The organism is Arcobacter sp. L (genome assembly GCF_000284235.1).
In the GTDB taxonomy this organism is placed as follows: Bacteria; Campylobacterota; Campylobacteria; order Campylobacterales; family Arcobacteraceae; genus Aliarcobacter; species Aliarcobacter defluvii.
Genome location: NC_017192.1, coordinates 2,546,044 through 2,564,429, shown reverse-complemented (window position 1 = coordinate 2,564,429; position 18,386 = coordinate 2,546,044). Strand labels below are relative to the sequence as shown.

Annotated in this window: 15 protein-coding genes and 1 tRNA gene; 14 read left to right on the top strand and 2 right to left on the bottom strand. The window is 29.4% G+C overall.

The window, feature by feature from the left end; genetic code table 11:
• The first annotated feature begins 72 nt into the window (after positions 1–72).
• The 13 genes from tuf (at position 73) to ABLL_RS12565 (ending at position 14,361) form a co-directional block, all read left to right on the top strand.
• The gene (gene tuf, locus ABLL_RS12625) at positions 73–1,281 is read left to right on the top strand and encodes an elongation factor Tu (protein WP_014475181.1); all 1,209 of its coding nucleotides are present in this window, start codon (positions 73–75) and stop codon (positions 1,279–1,281) included.
• An 8-nt stretch (positions 1,282–1,289) separates the two neighbouring features.
• Positions 1,290–1,460 (top strand): 50S ribosomal protein L33, encoded by a 171-nt coding sequence (rpmG, locus tag ABLL_RS12620; protein ID WP_014475180.1) that lies wholly within the window; start codon positions 1,290–1,292, stop codon positions 1,458–1,460.
• Positions 1,461–1,502: 42 nt separating this feature from the next.
• Positions 1,503–1,578, top strand: a tRNA-Trp gene (locus ABLL_RS12615).
• 78 nt (positions 1,579–1,656) lie between these two features.
• Positions 1,657–1,842, top strand: coding sequence for a preprotein translocase subunit SecE (gene secE / locus ABLL_RS12610; RefSeq protein ID WP_371325622.1), 186 nt, complete (start codon positions 1,657–1,659; stop codon positions 1,840–1,842).
• A gap of 9 nt (positions 1,843–1,851) precedes the next feature.
• A complete protein-coding gene (gene nusG / locus ABLL_RS12605) occupies positions 1,852–2,379 on the top strand; it encodes a transcription termination/antitermination protein NusG (RefSeq protein ID WP_014475178.1) in 528 nt (175 codons plus the stop codon).
• A gap of 96 nt (positions 2,380–2,475) precedes the next feature.
• The gene (rplK, locus tag ABLL_RS12600) at positions 2,476–2,901 is read left to right on the top strand and encodes a 50S ribosomal protein L11 (RefSeq protein WP_014475177.1); all 426 of its coding nucleotides are present in this window, start codon (positions 2,476–2,478) and stop codon (positions 2,899–2,901) included.
• A 74-nt stretch (positions 2,902–2,975) separates the two neighbouring features.
• Positions 2,976–3,674: a 50S ribosomal protein L1 gene (gene rplA, locus ABLL_RS12595; protein WP_014475176.1), complete on the top strand. Its 699-nt coding sequence runs from the start codon at positions 2,976–2,978 to the stop codon at positions 3,672–3,674.
• 162 nt (positions 3,675–3,836) lie between these two features.
• Positions 3,837–4,325, top strand: a complete 489-nt coding sequence (rplJ, locus tag ABLL_RS12590) for a 50S ribosomal protein L10 (RefSeq protein ID WP_014475175.1) — start codon at positions 3,837–3,839, stop codon at positions 4,323–4,325.
• 48 nt (positions 4,326–4,373) lie between these two features.
• A complete protein-coding gene (gene rplL, locus ABLL_RS12585; protein ID WP_014475174.1) occupies positions 4,374–4,745 on the top strand; it encodes a 50S ribosomal protein L7/L12 in 372 nt (123 codons plus the stop codon).
• Between the two features lie 169 nt (positions 4,746–4,914).
• Positions 4,915–9,060, top strand: coding sequence for a DNA-directed RNA polymerase subunit beta (rpoB, locus tag ABLL_RS12580; RefSeq protein WP_014475173.1), 4,146 nt, complete (start codon positions 4,915–4,917; stop codon positions 9,058–9,060).
• Positions 9,053–13,579 (top strand): DNA-directed RNA polymerase subunit beta', encoded by a 4,527-nt coding sequence (rpoC, locus tag ABLL_RS12575; RefSeq protein ID WP_014475172.1) that lies wholly within the window; start codon positions 9,053–9,055, stop codon positions 13,577–13,579. Before rpoB ends, rpoC begins: the two co-directional genes overlap by 8 nt.
• Before the next feature lie 249 nt (positions 13,580–13,828).
• Complete coding sequence (locus ABLL_RS15230; protein WP_258239356.1) at positions 13,829–14,011, top strand: hypothetical protein; 183 nt, start codon at positions 13,829–13,831, stop codon at positions 14,009–14,011.
• A 62-nt stretch (positions 14,012–14,073) separates the two neighbouring features.
• Positions 14,074–14,361, top strand: coding sequence for a YciI family protein (locus ABLL_RS12565; protein ID WP_014475170.1), 288 nt, complete (start codon positions 14,074–14,076; stop codon positions 14,359–14,361).
• Positions 14,362–14,429: 68 nt separating this feature from the next.
• Here the strand turns inward: ABLL_RS12565 and leuB are convergent, their stop codons facing one another.
• A complete protein-coding gene (gene leuB, locus ABLL_RS12560) occupies positions 14,430–15,497 on the bottom strand; it encodes a 3-isopropylmalate dehydrogenase (protein ID WP_014475169.1) in 1,068 nt (355 codons plus the stop codon).
• A 13-nt stretch (positions 15,498–15,510) separates the two neighbouring features.
• Complete coding sequence (locus tag ABLL_RS12555; RefSeq protein WP_014475168.1) at positions 15,511–16,305, bottom strand: SDR family NAD(P)-dependent oxidoreductase; 795 nt, start codon at positions 16,303–16,305, stop codon at positions 15,511–15,513.
• A 194-nt stretch (positions 16,306–16,499) separates the two neighbouring features.
• On the opposite strand from ABLL_RS12555, the gene ABLL_RS12550 reads away from it, so the two are divergent.
• Complete coding sequence (locus ABLL_RS12550) at positions 16,500–18,383, top strand: methyl-accepting chemotaxis protein (RefSeq protein ID WP_014475167.1); 1,884 nt, start codon at positions 16,500–16,502, stop codon at positions 18,381–18,383.
• Positions 18,384–18,386 lie beyond the last annotated feature (3 nt).

Sequence of the window (18,386 nt, the reverse complement as noted above, 5' to 3'; positions counted from 1 at the left end):
CCTCTGAATAGAGAAGCCTAGTGGGCTTATCTACTCAGAGGGCAATAACCAAAAATTTAGAAGGGGAATTCTATGGCAAAAGAAAAATTTTCAAGAAATAAGCCACACGTTAACATCGGTACAATTGGACACGTTGACCACGGTAAAACTACTTTAACAGCTGCTATTTCTGCTGTTCTTGCAGTAAAATATGGTGGAGAAATGAAAGATTATGATCAAATCGACAATGCTCCAGAAGAAAGAGAAAGAGGTATTACAATTGCTACTTCTCATATCGAGTATGAAACTGATAAAAGACACTATGCACACGTTGATTGTCCAGGACACGCGGATTATGTTAAAAACATGATTACTGGTGCTGCACAAATGGATGGAGCAATCTTAGTTATTGCTGCAACTGATGGACCAATGGCTCAAACAAGAGAGCATATCTTATTATCAAAACAAGTTGGAGTTCCATATATCGTTGTATTTATGAACAAAGAAGATCAACTTGATGAGCAAGATAAAGACGAAATGTTAGAACTTGTTGAAATGGAAATTAGAGAATTATTATCTACATATGATTTCCCAGGTGATGACACTCCAATTATTGCAGGTTCTGCATTTCAAGCATTAGAAGAAGCTAAAGCTGGAACTGTTGGCCCATGGGGAGAAAAAGTTGTAGCTTTAATGGATGCAGTTGATTCTTATATTCCAACTCCAGAAAGAGATGTTGATCAAGATTTCTTAATGCCAGTTGAAGATGTATTCTCTATCTCAGGAAGAGGAACAGTTGTTACTGGAAGAATTGAAAAAGGAACAATTAAAGTAGGTGAGACTATTGAAATCGTTGGATTCTCTGATACTAAAACAACTACTGTAACTGGTGTTGAAATGTTTAGAAAAGAAATGGAACAAGGTCAAGCTGGAGATAACTGCGGTATTCTTTTAAGAGGTATCAAAAAAGAAGAAGTAGAAAGAGGACAAGTTTTATGTAAACCTAAAACAATTACTCCACATACAAAATTCAGATGTGAAGTGTATATCCTTTCTAAAGAGGAAGGTGGTAGACATACTCCATTCTTCTCAGGATATAGACCACAATTTTATGTAAGAACAACAGACGTAACTGGTTCTTGTACATTACCAGAAGGTACAGAAATGGTTATGCCAGGTGATAATGTAGAAATGACAGTTGAATTAGTTGCTCCAATTGCTCTAGACAAAGGTACTAAATTTGCTATTAGAGAAGGTGGTAGAACTGTAGGTGCTGGAGTTGTTGCTGAAATCATTGAATAAGGATTGTTATGGCAAATGCAGTAAGAATTAAAATAGGATTAAAATGTCAAGAAAGTGGAGATATTAACTACACTACTTGGAAAAATCCAAAAACTCACACTGAAAAGTTTGAGGTAAAAAAATATAGTCCAAGATTAAAAAAACATACTTTACACAAAGAAGTAAAATTAAAATCTTAAAACAATTGAACTTGTAGTTTTTAACTACAAGTTCAAAATTATAGGTCAGTAGCTCCAATGGTAGAGCGCCGGATTCCAAATCCGATGGTTGTGGGTTCGAGTCCCTCCTGGCCTGCCACTTAAATTTTTTTAAAAGAAGTGTTTCTCTTTTTTTGAAAGAATTTAAAGCTTAATGAAGCAATCAAAAACGGAGTTAATGGTGAATAGATTAAAAAATTATTATGCTAACGCGAAATCTGAATTACTAAAAGTAATTTTTCCTATTAAAGAACAAATTAGATCAGCATATTTATCTGTTTTTATAGTTGTTACTGTTATAACACTATTTCTAGCTCTTATTGATGGAATAATGTCATTAAGTTTATCTTCGATAATCAATTAAGGAATTAAAATGGCACATAAATGGTATGCAATACAAACTTATTCTGGTAGTGAATTATCTGTAAAAAAAGCTTTAATTAAATTAGCAGAAGAAATGGCAGATGATAGAATAGCAGAAGTTTTAGTTCCAACTGAAGATTTAATTGAAATAAAAAAAGGTAAAAAGTCGATTGTAGAAAGACCATTATATCCTGCTTATGCATTTGCAAAAATTGATTTAGATACAGGTTTATGGCATAGAATTCAATCAATGCCAAAAGTTGGAAGATTTATTGGTGAATCGAAAAAACCAACTGCACTTTCAGAAAAAGATATAAATCTAATTTTAGAAAAAGTTAAAAATAGAGCAGCAGCTAAGCCAAAAGTTTCATTTGATGAAGGTGAAATGGTAAGAATTAATGAAGGTCCTTTTGCTAATTTTAATGGCTTAGTTGAAGATTTTGATATGGTTTCTGGATTGTTGAAACTAAATGTATCAATTTTTGGAAGAAATACACCTGTTGAAATATCTTATACTCAAGTTGAAAGAGTAATTTGATATTTTTATTATAGGCATTAGGCAAAAAAACTAGCTTCTTAACATATAGTTTTCTTGCCTAATGTCTAATCATTAAAATTTTTTTAAAGGAATAGCATGGCTAAAAAAATTCAAGGGCTACTAAAATTACAGATACCTGCGGGTGCTGCAAATCCATCACCACCAGTTGGACCAGCTTTAGGTCAAAGAGGTGTTAATATTATGGAATTTTGTAAAGCTTTTAATGAAAAAACAAAAGATAAAGCAGGATATAGAATTCCTGTAGTTATCACTGTTTATACAGATAAAAGTTTTACATTCGAAGTAAAACAACCACCAATGACAGATTTAATTAAAAAAATCTCAGGTGTTAAAACAGGTTCAAGTAATCCACTTAAAAATAAAGTTGGAAAACTTTCAAAAGAACAAATTATGGAAATAGTTGATTTAAAAATCAAAGATTTAAATACAGATGATAGAGAAGTTGCTGCAAAAATTGTTGCGGGTTCTGCTAGATCAATTGGTATTGAAACAGAATTATAAAAATCTGTTTTGAGAAAGTCTTACCACCGGACTTATAATGGCGGTAGCAAAATAATAAACTTGCGGAGAAAATAATGGCAAAAATTTCAAAAAGATATAAAGCATTAGCTGAAAAAATAGAAAATAAAAAATACTCTTTAGCTGAAGCTTGTGATACAGTTAAAGAATTAAAATCAGCTAAATTTGATGAGAGCGTTGAAATCGCACTTAATTTAAATGTAGATCCAAGACATGCTGACCAAATGATTAGAGGTGCGGTTGTACTTCCAAATGGAACTGGTAAAACTGTAAGAGTTGCAGTATTTGCAAAAGGTTTAAAATTGGATGAAGCAAAAGCAGCAGGTGCAGATATTGTTGGTAATGATGATTTAGCTGAAGCTATCCAAGCTGGAAATATCAATTTTGATGTTTTAATTGCAACTCCTGATTGTATGGGAATTGTAGGAAAAGTTGGAAGAATCTTAGGACCAAAAGGTTTAATGCCAAATCCTAAAACTGGAACAGTAACTATGGATGTTACAAAAGCTGTAAATGATGCTAAAGGTGGTCAAGTTACATATAGAGTTGATAAAAAAGGTAATATGCAAGCAGCAGTTGGGAAAGTTTCTTTTTCATCAGAAGCAATTAGAGAAAATATTGCAGCATTTGTAGCGGCAATTAATAAGGCAAAACCATCAACTGCAAAAGGTAGATATATTACTAATGCAGCTGTATCATTAACTATGAGTCCATCAATTGTTTTAGATAATATGGAATTAATGGAAATTAGATAAGGTAAACCTTATCTAATTTTTTTAACATTCAATAATAAAGATAGAATCTTTATTATTGAGTGTTATTCAAAGCACTGAAATAAAACTGAAGACAGCTGGTAAGAGACACCTCCGTTTCTTGTAAGTCCCGCCTAAGTCGATGTTTTGAAGGGAGGAGAAAAAATGACTAGACAAGAAAAATCAGAAATTATTAATTTTTTAACAGAAGAGTTTAAATCTTCTTTAGCAGTTGTTGTTTGTGATTACAAAGGACTAACTCACAAAGAATTAGAATCTTTAAGAAAAGAAGCAAGAGCAAATAATACAAAAGTTCAAGTTGCTAAAAATACTTTAGTTACTGTTGCTGTTAAAAATGCAGAGCTTGGTGATGTTGAATTAAGTGGTACAAATATTTTCTTATGGTCTGAAGATCAAATTTCAGCTTGTAAAGTAGCTGATAAATTTGCATCTACTAACAAAGAAAAATTTGCTATTAAATCAGGTATCATTGAAGGTAAAATTGCTGACTTTGCTACTGTTAATGCATTTGCTAAATTACCATCTAGAGAAGAACTTCTTGGTATGCTTGCATCTGTATGGATGGGGCCAGTTAGAAACTTTACTATTGGTCTTGATGCACTTAGAAGAAAAAAAGAAGAAGAGGCAGCTTAATTATTTAAGCTATTAATATTAAAATAAAAAAATAATAAGGAAAATGAAATGGCAATTTCTAAAGAAGACGTTTTAGAATTTATCTCTGGTTTATCTGTATTAGAATTATCAGAATTAGTTAAAGAATTTGAAGAAAAATTTGGTGTATCTGCTCAACCTGTAGCAGTTGCTGGTGGTGCTGTAGCTGCTGTTGAAGCTGCTGAAGAAAAAACTGAGTTTGATGTTGTTATCTTAGATTCAGGTGATAAAAAAATTAATGTAATTAAAGAAATTAGAGCATTAACTGGTTTAGGATTAAAAGAAGCTAAAGATGCAGCTGAGCAAACTCCTTCTACAATCAAAGAAGGAATTTCAAAAGCGGATGCTGAAGCAGCTAAAGCAGCTTTAGAAGCAGCTGGTGCTAAAGTAGAAATTAAATAATTACTTTGTAATTATTGACTGTTATACAGGGATTTCCCTGTATATAGTTAGGCATCTTTGAGGGCTAAGGTTAAAATTTAATAGAAATTTTAACCCTATCCTTTATGGATGCTTTTGTGCTTTATATAAATAAAAGCAAACTTAACCAAATTTTATAACAAGGCCGACAATGTTAAACTCTTTAAAATCTGGTAATAGACTTAGAGTTGATTTTGCAAAAAATCCACAACAAATTGAAATTCCAAACTTATTACAACTACAACAAACTTCGTATGATACTTTCTTGATGATAGGTCAAGAAGAGAGATCTGCTGCTGGAATTGAAAAAGTATTTAAATCTATTTTCCCTATACATGACGTTCAAAACAGAATTACACTAGATTACTTAGGTTCAGAAGTAGGTAAACCTAAATATGATGTAAGAGAATCAATGGTTAGAGGATTAACATACTCTATTCCTCTAAAAATCAATATTAGATTAACTTTATGGGATTTAGACGAAAAAACTGGTGAAAAAATCGGTGTTAAAGATATGAAAGAACAATCTTTATTTATTAGAGAAATTCCTTTAATGACTGATAGAACTTCTTTTATAGTTAATGGTGTTGAAAGGGTAGTTGTTAATCAATTACATAGATCACCTGGTGTAATTTTTAAAGAAGAAGAATCAAATACAGCTGACAATAAACTTATTTATACTGGTCAAATTATTCCAGACAGAGGTTCATGGTTATATTTTGAATATGATGCAAAAGATGTATTATATGTAAGAATTAATAAAAGAAGAAAAGTACCAGTTACTATTTTATTTAGAGCATTAGGTTATTCAAAAGAAGATATTGTTAAATTATTCTATCCAATTGTAAATATTAAAGTTAAAAATAATAAATTTTTAACAGAATTTAACCCTGATGATTTTATGGGAAGAATTGAATATGATGTAAAAGATGATAAAGGTAATTTAGTTATTGCTGCTGGAAAAAGATTAACACTTAGAAAAGCAAAAGCTTTAATTGAAGGTGGTTTAAAATTAATTGAATATCCATTGGAACAATTAATGGATAGAAGTACAGCTAATACTATTTATGATCCAGAATCAGGAGAAGTATTATTTGATGCACTAACAAATTTAGATGAATTAAAATTAAAAAAACTTTTAGATTTAGGTTTTGATAATTTTGATATTGCAAATGATTTAGCTCCAGGTATTGATAATTCTATTATTAATGCATTTAAAGCAGATGCAGAATCTTTAAAACTTTTAAAACAAACTGAGCAAATTGATGATGAAAATGATTTATCAGCAATAAGAATCTACAAAGTTATGAGACCAGGTGAACCTGTTACTAAAGAAGCTGCTAAAGATTTCGTTAAAAAATTATTCTTTGATCCAGAAAGATACGACTTAACAAAAGTTGGAAGAATGAAAATGAATCATAAACTTGGTGTTAATGTACCTGAATATGTTACTACTTTAACTTATGAAGATGTTATTAAAACAGTTCAATATTTAGTAAAAGTTAAATCTGGACATGGTCATATTGATGATAGAGATCACTTAGGTAATAGAAGAATTAGAGCAATTGGTGAATTATTAGCAAATGAATTACATGCTGGTTTAATCAAAATGCAAAAAGCAATTAGAGATAAAATGACTACTTTATCTGGTACTTTAGAAGATATTATGCCACATGATTTAGTTAACTCTAAAATGATTACTTCAACAATTACTGAATTCTTTACATCTGGGCAATTATCACAATTTATGGATCAAACTAATCCATTATCTGAAGTTACTCATAAAAGAAGACTATCAGCACTTGGAGAAGGTGGTCTTGTAAAAGAGAGAGCTGGATTTGAAGTAAGGGACGTTCACCCAACTCACTATGGAAGAATTTGTCCTGTTGAAACTCCAGAGGGACAAAATATCGGTCTTATCAATACTTTATCAACTTTCTCTAAAGTTAATGAGTTAGGATTTATCGAAGCTCCATATAAAACAGTTGTTGATGGTGTAGTAACTAATGAAATTAAATACTATACAGCAACTCAAGAAGAGGGATTAGTTATTGCTCCTGGTTCAACAAAAGTTGATGAAAATGGAAAAATTGTTGAATCACTAATTGAAGCTAGAAAAGATGGTGAAATCTTACTAATGGAAAGAAGTAGTGTCGATTTAATTGATATTTCTTCTCAAATGGTTATGGGGGTTGCTGCTTCTTTAATTCCATTCTTAGAACATGATGATGCCAATAGAGCACTTATGGGATCAAACATGATGCGACAAGCTGTTCCATTATTAAGACCAAATGCACCTGTCGTAGGTACTGGTTTAGAAAAAACAGTTGCAAGAGATGCATGGGAAGCTATTAAAGCAAATAGAGCTGGACTTGTTGAAAAAGCTGATGCTAAAAACATTTATGTTAGAGGTGAAGATGAAAATGGTGCTTTCATTGATCATTATATTGTAAATAAAAATGTAAGAACAAATAATAATACATCATTTGGACAAAGAATAGCTGTAACTGAAGGTCAATTTGTTGAAAAAGGTCAAGTTATTGCTGATGGTCCATCTATGGATAAAGGTGAATTAGCTGTTGGTGTTAATGCAATGGTTGCATTCATGCCATGGAATGGATATAACTATGAGGATGCTATTATCTTATCTGAAAGATTAATAGAAGAAGATGCATTTACATCAGTTCACATTTATGAAAAAGAAGTTGAATGTAGAGAATTAAAACATGGTAATGAAGAAATCACAAGAGATTTACCAGGTGTTAAAGAAGAATCAATTGTTCATTTAGATAATTCAGGTATCGTAAAAATTGGAACTTTTGTTAAACCAGGAATGATTTTAGTTGGAAAAGTTACACCAAAAGGTGAAATTAAGCCAACTCCAGAAGAAAGATTATTAAGAGCAATTTTTGGTGAAAAAGCAGGTCATGTTATTAATAAATCATTAGTATGCCCTACATCAATGGAAGGTACGGTTGTTGATGTTAAAGTATTTACTAAAAAAGGTTATGAAAAAGACGAAAGAGCAATAGCTGAAATTGAAGCAGAAAAAGCAGAATTAGATTTAAAACATCATGATAAATTATTAATGCTTGATAGAGAAGAAATTTTAAAAATAAATGATTTATTATTAAAATCAACTTTAATAAAAGATGTTGAACTTGATGATATCACATATAAAAAAGGTGAAACAATTCCTGTTGATGTATTAAATAATGTTAATAGATTTGCGATGAAAAAAGTTGTTTCATCTTATTCAAAAGAGATTGAAAAAGCTTATAATGATATTAAAGAACATTTTATTAAACAGAAAGCTCATTTAAGAGATGAACACGAAGAAAAACTTCAAATTTTAGAACATGATGATATTTTACCTAGTGGTGTTATTAAACAAGTAAAAGTTTATATTGCAACTAAAAGAAAAATTAAAGTTGGGGATAAAATGGCTGGACGTCATGGAAACAAAGGTATCGTTTCTAATATCGTTCCAAAAGTTGATATGCCTTATTTAGAAGATGGATCTACAGTTGATGTTATTCTAAATCCTCTAGGGGTTCCATCTAGGATGAATATTGGACAAATTCTTGAAGTTCATTTAGGTTTAGCTGGTAAAAAATTGGGAGCTCAAATTCAAGATATTTTTGATGCTAAAAAAGCTGATTTTATTGCTGAATTAAGAACTAAAATGAGCGAAATTGCTTCTGTTGCAAAATTAATGAATGGAAAAGCATTTATGGATTCATTAAGTGATGATGAATTAATTCAATATGGTCAAGACTGGGCAAAAGGTGTAAGATTTGCTACACAAATTTTTGATGGTGTTAAAGCAGAAGAATTTGCAAAACTGTTTGAATTAGCAAAAATTGATAGTGATGGTAAATGTGTTCTTTACGATGGAAAAACTGGTGATAAAATGAAAGAAAGAGTAAATGTTGGTTATATGTATATGCTTAAACTTCACCACTTAGTTGATGAAAAAGTTCATGCAAGATCTACTGGACCATACTCTTTAGTTACGCAACAACCAGTTGGAGGAAAAGCTCTATTTGGTGGACAAAGATTTGGAGAGATGGAAGTTTGGGCATTAGAAGCTTATGGTGCAACAAATGTACTTAAAGAAATGCTTACAACGAAATCTGATGATGTTGAAGGAAGAACTAAAGCTTATAGAGCAATAGCAAATGGTGAAAATGTTCCAAATTCAGGTGTACCTGAAACATTCTTCGTATTAACAAAAGAGTTAAAAGCTCTAGCTTTAGATGTAGAGATTTTTGGAGAGGTAGAAAACGATGAGTAATAATGAAAAAATATTGTCACCAATTGAAATTAAAGAATTAGAAAGACCGCAAGATTTTGCGGCTTTTCAATTAAGATTAGCAAGTCCAGAAAAAATTTTATCTTGGTCTTGTGGAGAAGTAAAAAAACCTGAAACTATCAATTATAGAACATTAAAGCCAGAAAGAGATGGATTATTTTGTGCTAAAATTTTTGGACCAGTAAAAGATTATGAATGTCTTTGTGGTAAATACAAAAAAATGAGATATAAAGGTGTTGTTTGTGAAAAATGTGGAGTTGAAGTAACTTCATCAAAAGTAAGAAGACACAGAATGGGACATATTGAACTTGTATCTCCTGTTGCTCATATTTGGATGGTTTCATCATTACCTACAAGAATTGGTACGTTATTAGGTGTAAAACTTAAAGATTTAGAAAGAGTATTATATTATGAAGCATATATTGTAAGTGAAGCTGGTGAAGCTTATTATGATAATGAAAAGACTAAAAAAGTTGAAAAATATGATATTTTGAATGAAGAACAATATAGAACTATCTCTGATTTATTTGAACATACTGGTTTTGAAGCAAACATGGGTGGACAAGTTGTAAGAGATTTATTAGAAAATATTGATTTATTCCAATTGCTTACTGTTTTAAAAGAAGATATGGAATCTACAAAATCTGAAGCAAAAAGAAAAACTATAATCAAAAGATTAAAAGTTGTTGAGAACTTCTTAAATTCTGGAAATAGACCAGAATGGATGATGTTAACTCAACTTCCTGTTCTTCCTCCAGATTTAAGACCACTTGTATCACTTGATGGTGGAAAATTTGCTGTTTCAGATGTTAATGATTTATATAGAAGAGTTATCAACAGAAATAACAGATTAAAAAGATTAACAGAACTTGATGCACCTGAAATCATTATTAGAAATGAAAAAAGAATGCTTCAAGAAGCAGTAGATGCTTTATTTGATAATGGAAAAACTGCAAATGCAGTTAAAGGTGCAAATAAAAGACCTTTAAAATCTTTATCAGAAATTATTAAAGGTAAACAAGGGCGATTCAGACAAAACTTACTTGGTAAAAGGGTTGACTTCTCTGGAAGATCTGTTATTGTTGTTGGACCTACTTTAAATATGGATCAATGTGGTATTCCTAAAAAAATGGCTTTAGAGTTATTTAAACCACACTTAATGGCTAAATTAGAAGAAAAAGGTTATGCAACAACATTAAAAGCTGCAAAAAGATTAATTGAATCAGAAGCAAATGAAGTATGGGAATGTCTAAACGAAATCGTTGATGAATATCCAATTATGTTAAATAGAGCTCCAACTCTACATAAACTTTCTATTCAAGCTTTCCATCCAGTATTAATTGATGGAAAAGCAATTAGATTACATCCATTAGTTTGTGCTGCTTTTAATGCGGACTTCGATGGGGATCAAATGGCAGTTCACGTGCCTTTATCACAAGAAGCAGTTGCTGAAGCAAAAATTTTAATGATGTCATCTATGAATATTCTTTTACCAGCATCAGGAAGAGCAATTGCAGTTCCTTCTCAAGATATGATTTTAGGTATTTATTACCTATCATTAGAAAAAGATGGGGTAAGAGGTGAACATAAATTATTTACTGATGTAAATGAAGTTAAGATTGCATTAGATATGAATAAAATAGATTTACATGCAAAAATTAGAACAAAATTAAATAATAAAGTTATTCATACAACTGTTGGAAGATTAATTATTCATGAAATTTTACCAAGTTTTGTACCTGTAAATTTATGGAATAAAATTTTAAAGAAAAAAGATATTGGTTCTTTAGTTGATTATATTTATAAACATGGTGGTTATGAAGTAACTCCAAGATTTTTAGATAACCTTAAAAACTTAGGTTTTAAATATGCTACAGCTGCTGGTATATCTATTTCTATTGATGATATTAGAGTTCCTGAAACAAAAGTTGGTCATATTAGTAAATCTAAAAAAGAAGTTATTGAAGTTCAAAAACAATTCTCTCAAGGTTTATTAACTGAGCAAGAAAGATATAATAAAATTATCGATATTTGGACAGAAGTTAACAATAAACTTGGTTCTGAAATGATGGAATTAGTTAAAACTGATAAAAATGGATTTAATTCTATTTATATGATGGCAGACTCAGGAGCTAGGGGTTCTGCAGCTCAAATTAGACAGTTATCAGGTATGAGGGGACTTATGGCTAAGCCAGATGGTTCTATTATTGAAACTCCAATTATTTCGAACTTTAGAGAAGGTCTAAACGTTCTTGAATACTTTATTTCTACTCACGGAGCAAGAAAAGGACTAGCAGATACAGCGTTAAAAACTGCAAATGCAGGGTACTTAACAAGAAAACTTATTGACGTTTCTCAAAATGTAAGAATCACGATGGAAGATTGTGGTACTCACGAAGGTATAGAAATTACTGATATTACATCAGGAAATGAGTTAATTGAATCTTTAGAAGAGAGAATTACAGGAAGAGTAATTGCAGAAGATATTATTGACCCGATTTCAAATGAAATATTATTTGCAGAAGGTACACTAATAACTGAAGAAGATGCAAAAATTGTAACTGAAGCAGAAGTTAAATCAGTAGTAATTAGAACTCCATTAACTTGTAAAGCAGAAAATGGATTATGTTCAAAATGTTATGGATTAAATCTTGGAGAGCAAAGAAAAGCAAAACCAGGTGAAGCTGTAGGAGTTGTTGCAGCTCAATCTATTGGAGAACCAGGAACTCAGCTGACACTTAGAACTTTCCACGTTGGAGGAACTGCAAGTGCAACTCAAACAGAAAGAGAATTAAAAGCTGATAAAGAAGGATTTATTAGATATTATAATATTAAAAAATATGTAAAATCTGATGGAAAAATTATTGTTGCAAATAGAAGAAATGCTGGATTATTACTGGTTGAACCAAAAATCAATGCACCATTTAAAGGTAAAGTAACAGTTGAAACTTTACATGAAGAGACAATTTTAACTATCTCAAATGGTACTGAAACTAAAAAATATTATTTAAGAAAAAATGATGTTGCAAAAGCAAATGAATTAGCTGGAGTTTCAGGAAAAATTGAAGGTAAATTATATTTACCATATAGAGACGGTGAAGAAGTTAATCAAAATGAATCTATAGTTGAAATGATTAAAGATGGATGGAATATTCCAAATAGGATTCCATTTGCTTCTGAATTAAAAGTTGAAGATGGTGCTCCAATTACATCAAAAATTATTTCTGGTGCAAAAGGATTTGTTAAATACTACAAATTAACTGGTGATTATTTAGAAAGAAGACATGATATAAAAGCAGGTGATACAGTAACTGAAAAAGGTGTATTTGCTGTTATTGTTGATGGTGATGATAGAGAAGCTTTAAGACATTATATTTCAAGAGGTTCTCATATTCAATTAAATGATAATGTTGAAGTAGAAAAAGATTCAGTTATTTCTGCACCAATTACAAATGAACAAGTTGTAATTGCTGAATGGGATCCTTATGCAAACCCAACAATTGCAGAAAAAGCCGGTATTATTTCATTTGAAGATATTATTCCTGGACTTACTGTTTCTGAGCAATTTGATGAATTAACTGGGACATCTAAATTAGTTGTTAATGAATATATTCCTAGTGGATATAAACCAACAGTAATATTAGCAACTGATGATAAAGAAATTATTAGATACTCTTTAGATCCAAAAACATCGTTAAATATTGCAGAAGGTAAAAGAGTAGAAGTTGCAGATATTATTGGTAAAACACCAAAAGCTACACAAAAATCTAAAGATATTACTGGAGGTCTTCCAAGAGTATCTGAATTATTTGAAGCTAGACGTCCAAAAAATATTGCACAATTAGCATCATTTGATGGTGTAGTATCATTTGGAAAATCATTAAGAAATAAACAAAAAATTGTTATTTCAGATGAATCTGGAAATAATGTTGAGTATTTAGTTGAAAAATCTAAACAAATTTTAGTTCATGAAGGTGAGTTTGTTCATGCTGGTGAAGCATTAACTGACGGTCAAGTTTCTCCACATGATATTTTGAGAATTCTTGGAGAAAAAGCATTGCATTACTTTATTGTATCTGAAGTACAACAAGTATATAGATCTCAAGGAGTAAATATTGCAGATAAACATATTGAGGTTATTACATCTCAAATGTTAAGACAAGTATCTATCTTAGATGGTGGAGATACTAAATTTATTGTTGGAGATATGATTTCTAAAAAGAAATTTAAATTAGAAAATGAGAAAATTATAAAATTAGGTGGAAATCCTGCAATTGCTGAACCTTTATTATTAGGTATCACAAGAGCAGCTGTTACATCTGATTCTATTATCTCTGCTGCTTCTTTCCAAGAAACTACAAAAGTTTTAACAGAAGCTGCAATCAGTGCTAAAATGGATATGTTAGAAGATTTAAAAGAAAATGTTGTAATTGGTAGAACAATTCCAGTTGGAACAGGTTTATATAAAAACCAAAAAATTAAATTTTCTGGTAATGAATAAAAAACAATAAGGCAATTATTGCCTTATTGAAACTTCACTAATTATAAAATGGAAATCATTTCTTTATTTTTTATTTTTATTGCAATTGAGTTTTTTGAATCAAATTGGCAGAAATCTGATACTTTATTTGGTTTGGTAAAAAATAATTTTTCAATTTTTAAAAAAAATATATTTTTATATTTTATATTACACCCTTCTTTTTTCTATACAATATTTTTATCATTTTATTTGAATAATTTTGGTTTTTTAATGAGTTCAATATTAATTCTTAAATTTTTAGATATTAGTTTTAAATTAATATTGATGAAAAATTTATTAGATGGTAGAGAAATAGATGAATTACTCCAATTTAATATACAAATTACACCTTTATTTCGATATATGAATGTAATAATTTATCCAATAACATTCATATTTGCAACCACTTTGTAATAATTTAATTTTGTCATTTTATTTTTATGATAGAATGCTAAAATTAAATAAAAAGGATTTATATGCAATATTTAGTAATTGCTTATGACAATGATAATGCACTTGAAAGAAGACTTGAATCAAGAGCCGCTCATGTTGAAGGTACAAGAAAACTAATGTCTGATGGTAAAATAATCAATGCTGGAGCATTAGTTGAAGATGATGTTATGGTTGGTTCAACTTTATTAGTTGATTTTGATACTGATGAAGAAATTGATGAATGGTTAGAAAACGAACCTTATGTAAAAAATAATGTTTGGAATATGGATGAATTCCAGATAGTTCCAATTAAATTACTACCAAAAAACTAAATATCTAATCAAATAAGCTATCAAGAGCTTATTTGATTTATATATTATATATATTTATATAGAAAAAACTATCTACTTACGTATTTAACAATGACATCGCCCATAGCAGAAGTATTTAAAACTTCTTTTGCATCATATGCTGCTAAATCTTTTGTTCTATATCCATCTTTTAATACAGCTTTTATTGATTCTTCTATTAAATCTGCTGCTTTCTCTTCATTTAAAGAATATCTTAGCATCATTGCTGCACTTACTATTGTTGCCAATGGATTTGCTATTCCCATCCCTGCTATATCTGGTGCTGAACCATGTATTGGTTCATATATTGCTGTTTTATCCCCTGTTGATGCTGATGGAAGTAATCCAATCGAACCAACTACCATTGATGCTGTATCTGATAGAATATCTCCAAAAATATTTCCTGTTACAATAACATCAAATTGTTTTGGGTTTCTTACAAGTTGCATTGCTGCGTTATCTACATACATATGACTTAAAGTTACTTCTGGGTAATCTTTTGATAATTCATTCATAGTATCTCTCCAAAGTTGAGAAACTTCTAAAACATTTGCTTTATCTACTGAACAAACTCTTTTATCTCTTTTCATTGCAAGTTCAAATGCTGTTTTACCAATTCTTACAATTTCTGGTTTTGTATATACCATTGTATTAAATGCTTTAAATCCATCATTCTCTCTTGGTTTACCAAAGTAAATACCACCAATTAACTCTCTTACAATCATAATATCTACGCCAGTAATTACTTCAGGTTTTAAAGTAGAGGCATTTACTAATTCATCATAGATAATTGCAGGTCTTAAGTTAGCATAAACACCCATTTCTTCTCTAAATTTTAATAATCCAGTTTCAGGTCTTAATTCTCTTGGTAATGTATCCCATTTTTCTCCACCAATTGCACCAAACAAACAAGCATCAGAATTTAAAACTCCATCAACTGTCTCTTGTGGTAATGGAACACCAGTAGTATCAATAGCAATACCACCCATTAGATACTCTTTATAATTTAATTCAAAATTACATTTTTTTGCTGCTGCATTTAATACTTTTATTGCCTCATCAACGATTTCTGGTCCTATCCCATCACCTTTGATTATTGATATTTTATAATTTCTCATTTATTTCCTTTATTTAAAATGCTGATTGAACAACTCCCCCATCAGCTCTTAAAATTGCTCCATTAGTTGCACTTGATAAGGCACTTGCTATATAAACAATCATATTTGCATCTTCTTCAACTTGGGCAAATCTTTGAATCAGTGAAGTTGGTCTTACATTTTTAAAAAAATCTTTTTCAACTTCTTCAAATGTTATATTATTTTGTTTAGCAAAATCTTCTATGAATTGTACTACACCTTCTGATTTTGAAGGTCCTAAAATGATTGAATTAGAAGTTACATTTGTTCCTTTAGTTAATTCAGCAATTCCTCTTGAAACAGAGATTTGTGCAGTTTTTGTCATCCCATAATGAATCATTTCTTTTGGAATTTGAATAGCTGATTCACTAGAAATAAATATAATTCTTCCCCAATTTTGGTCAATCATTGAAGAGAGATAATGTTGAGCTAATCTTACTCCACTCATAACATTTACATTAAACATATGCAACCACTCTTGTTCTGTAATATCTTTAAACTCTTTTGGTTCAAAGATTCCTAAATTGTTTATTAAGATATCAATATGTGGAATTTTAGAAATTAGTTTGTTACAACCAATATTATCTTTTAAATCAGCGGTTATTCCAATGATTCTTGTTTTTGGAAATTCAGCTTTTAGTTTTAAAACAGCATCATTTACTTTTTTCTCATTTCTTCCATTTATAATAACATTAACACCTTCTTGTGATAATTTTCTAGCAGTTTCAAATCCAATTCCTTGTGTTGAACCAGTAATTAAGGCTGTCTTATTAGCTATTTTTAAATCCATTTTATAATCCTTTATGATTTCTTAGTTAAATATATATGAAAAAAATCGCATTGTTATCGCTTTTTATTATTTTTTTTATACTGCGAATTTTGTGCGATTATAATTAAATAAGATTACATTCTTGGAACAATCTAAAAAAGTGTCTAGTTGCTAATTTAGAAAATAATTAGCAAATATAAAAAAAGGTAAAAAGAATGAATAAAATAAATGATTTAAGTATTAATACAAAAATAATTTTTGGATTTTCAATACTTATATTTATGATAATTTTTATAAGTAGTTACTCTATTTTTAAAATACGGGATTTAGCATCAATTACTTCAAGATTTTATAATTATCCTTATCAAGTAAGTAATACAACAAAATTAATTAGTTTTAAGATAACAAAAGTGATAAGCTCAGTAAAAGATATTGCCTTGACTACTTCAAATGAAGAGAAACAAGTAAGTTTAAAAAATATAGATGAAATAGATAAAGAAATTTATGAATTATTTAATTTATTGGAAAAATCTTATTTAGGTGATAAGACAAAACTTAATGATGCAAAAAAACAGTTTACAACTTGGATTCCCATAAGAACAGAAGTTGTAGAAGCAATGATAAGTGGAAATATGCAACTTGCAGGAAAACTTATAAAAGAAAAAGCAATGCCTCATGACATTATTTTATATAAACAAATGGATGATTTGACAAAGTTAGCAGAAAAAAATGGAAAAGATTTTTATGAAAATTCAAAAAAAATAAAAGAAAATATTTTAAATATCATAGTTACAATTTTTGTAATTAGTGTAGTTTTAGCAGTTTTAATAACTTATATGGTTTTTGTTGATATTAAACGTTCTTTAAAAACTTTTCAAGAAGGTTTACTCTCATTTTTTAGGTATTTATCAAATGAATCAAAAGATATTAAATTTATGAAAGAGAGTGATAGAAATGAGTTTGGCAAAATGTCAAAAATTATAAATGAAAATATATATAAAATAAAAAATGGTATACAAAAAGATAATGAAACAGTTGAAAATGTTTTGGATGTAGTATCTCAAATTAATAAAGGTTATTTGAATGTTAAAGTAGAAAAAGTTCCAAATAATCCACAATTGAAGAGTTTATGTGAAGCTTTTAATTTGATGATAAATGAACTTAGATTAAATATAGAATCAATATCGGTTGTACTAAAAGAGTTTAGTAGTTACAAGTTTATAAATAAAGTAGAAATAAGGAATCAAAAAGGAGAAATTGCAGAGTTTATTGAAAATATTAATTTTCTAACAGAAGAGATTTCTGAGTTATTAAAACAATCGTTATTAAGAGGAATTACATTAGATAGTGCATCAAATAAATTAATAGAGTATATAAATACTTTAAATAATTCAACGAAAGAAAGTGTAGTCTCTTTAGATAAAACAAATGATTCTTTAAAAAATATCACAGATGTTATTGTTCAAAGTAATGGAAATATTTCAGAACTAAGTAAATATGCACAAGAATTAAATATTTCTGCAAAAGAGGGGCAAAAATTAGCTTTAAATACTTCACATTCAATGGATGAAATTACAAATCAAGTTAATTTAATAAATGAAGCAATAATGATAATAGATCAAATTTCATTTCAAACTAATATTTTATCTTTAAACGCAGCTGTTGAATCTGCAACTGCTGGAGAAGCTGGACGTGGATTTGCCGTTGTTGCAGGAGAAGTGCGAAATCTTGCAAGTAGAAGTGCAGAAGCAGCTAAAGAGATAAAACAACTAGTTGAAAATGCAACAAACAAAGCAAATGAAGGTAAAAATATTTCAAGTACAATGATAAAAGGTTATGATGAACTTTTAGAAAATATAAACAAATCCACAATTATGATAGAAACAATAACAAATCTAAGTTCAAAACAAGAAAAAGGAATATTGGAAGTTAATAGTATTATTGATGATTTAGATTCTCAAACAAAACTTAATGGTTCAATAATGAATCAAACTTTTGATATAGCTATTCAAACTGATAAAATAGCAAAAAATATCTTTTCAGAAGCAAATAACAAAACTTTTATAGGAAAAGAAGAAATTATGAAAATAGATAGGTAAAAC

What these genes read in the sequence shown, in the direction of transcription:
- tuf (WP_014475181.1), top strand. Translation starts at nt 73, where the DNA reads ATGGCAAAAGAAAAATTTTCAAGAAATAAGCCACACGTTAACATCGGT.
- rpmG (WP_014475180.1), top strand. Translation starts at nt 1,290, where the DNA reads ATGGCAAATGCAGTAAGAATTAAAATAGGATTAAAATGTCAAGAAAGT.
- secE (WP_371325622.1), top strand. Translation starts at nt 1,657, where the DNA reads ATGGTGAATAGATTAAAAAATTATTATGCTAACGCGAAATCTGAATTA.
- nusG (WP_014475178.1), top strand. Translation starts at nt 1,852, where the DNA reads ATGGCACATAAATGGTATGCAATACAAACTTATTCTGGTAGTGAATTA.
- rplK (WP_014475177.1), top strand. Translation starts at nt 2,476, where the DNA reads ATGGCTAAAAAAATTCAAGGGCTACTAAAATTACAGATACCTGCGGGT.
- rplA (WP_014475176.1), top strand. Translation starts at nt 2,976, where the DNA reads ATGGCAAAAATTTCAAAAAGATATAAAGCATTAGCTGAAAAAATAGAA.
- rplJ (WP_014475175.1), top strand. Translation starts at nt 3,837, where the DNA reads ATGACTAGACAAGAAAAATCAGAAATTATTAATTTTTTAACAGAAGAG.
- rplL (WP_014475174.1), top strand. Translation starts at nt 4,374, where the DNA reads ATGGCAATTTCTAAAGAAGACGTTTTAGAATTTATCTCTGGTTTATCT.
- rpoB (WP_014475173.1), top strand. Translation starts at nt 4,915, where the DNA reads ATGTTAAACTCTTTAAAATCTGGTAATAGACTTAGAGTTGATTTTGCA.
- rpoC (WP_014475172.1), top strand. Translation starts at nt 9,053, where the DNA reads ATGAGTAATAATGAAAAAATATTGTCACCAATTGAAATTAAAGAATTA.
- ABLL_RS15230 (WP_258239356.1), top strand. Translation starts at nt 13,829, where the DNA reads ATGAGTTCAATATTAATTCTTAAATTTTTAGATATTAGTTTTAAATTA.
- ABLL_RS12565 (WP_014475170.1), top strand. Translation starts at nt 14,074, where the DNA reads ATGCAATATTTAGTAATTGCTTATGACAATGATAATGCACTTGAAAGA.
- leuB (WP_014475169.1), bottom strand. Translation starts at nt 15,497, where the DNA reads ATGAGAAATTATAAAATATCAATAATCAAAGGTGATGGGATAGGACCA.
- ABLL_RS12555 (WP_014475168.1), bottom strand. Translation starts at nt 16,305, where the DNA reads ATGGATTTAAAAATAGCTAATAAGACAGCCTTAATTACTGGTTCAACA.
- ABLL_RS12550 (WP_014475167.1), top strand. Translation starts at nt 16,500, where the DNA reads ATGAATAAAATAAATGATTTAAGTATTAATACAAAAATAATTTTTGGA.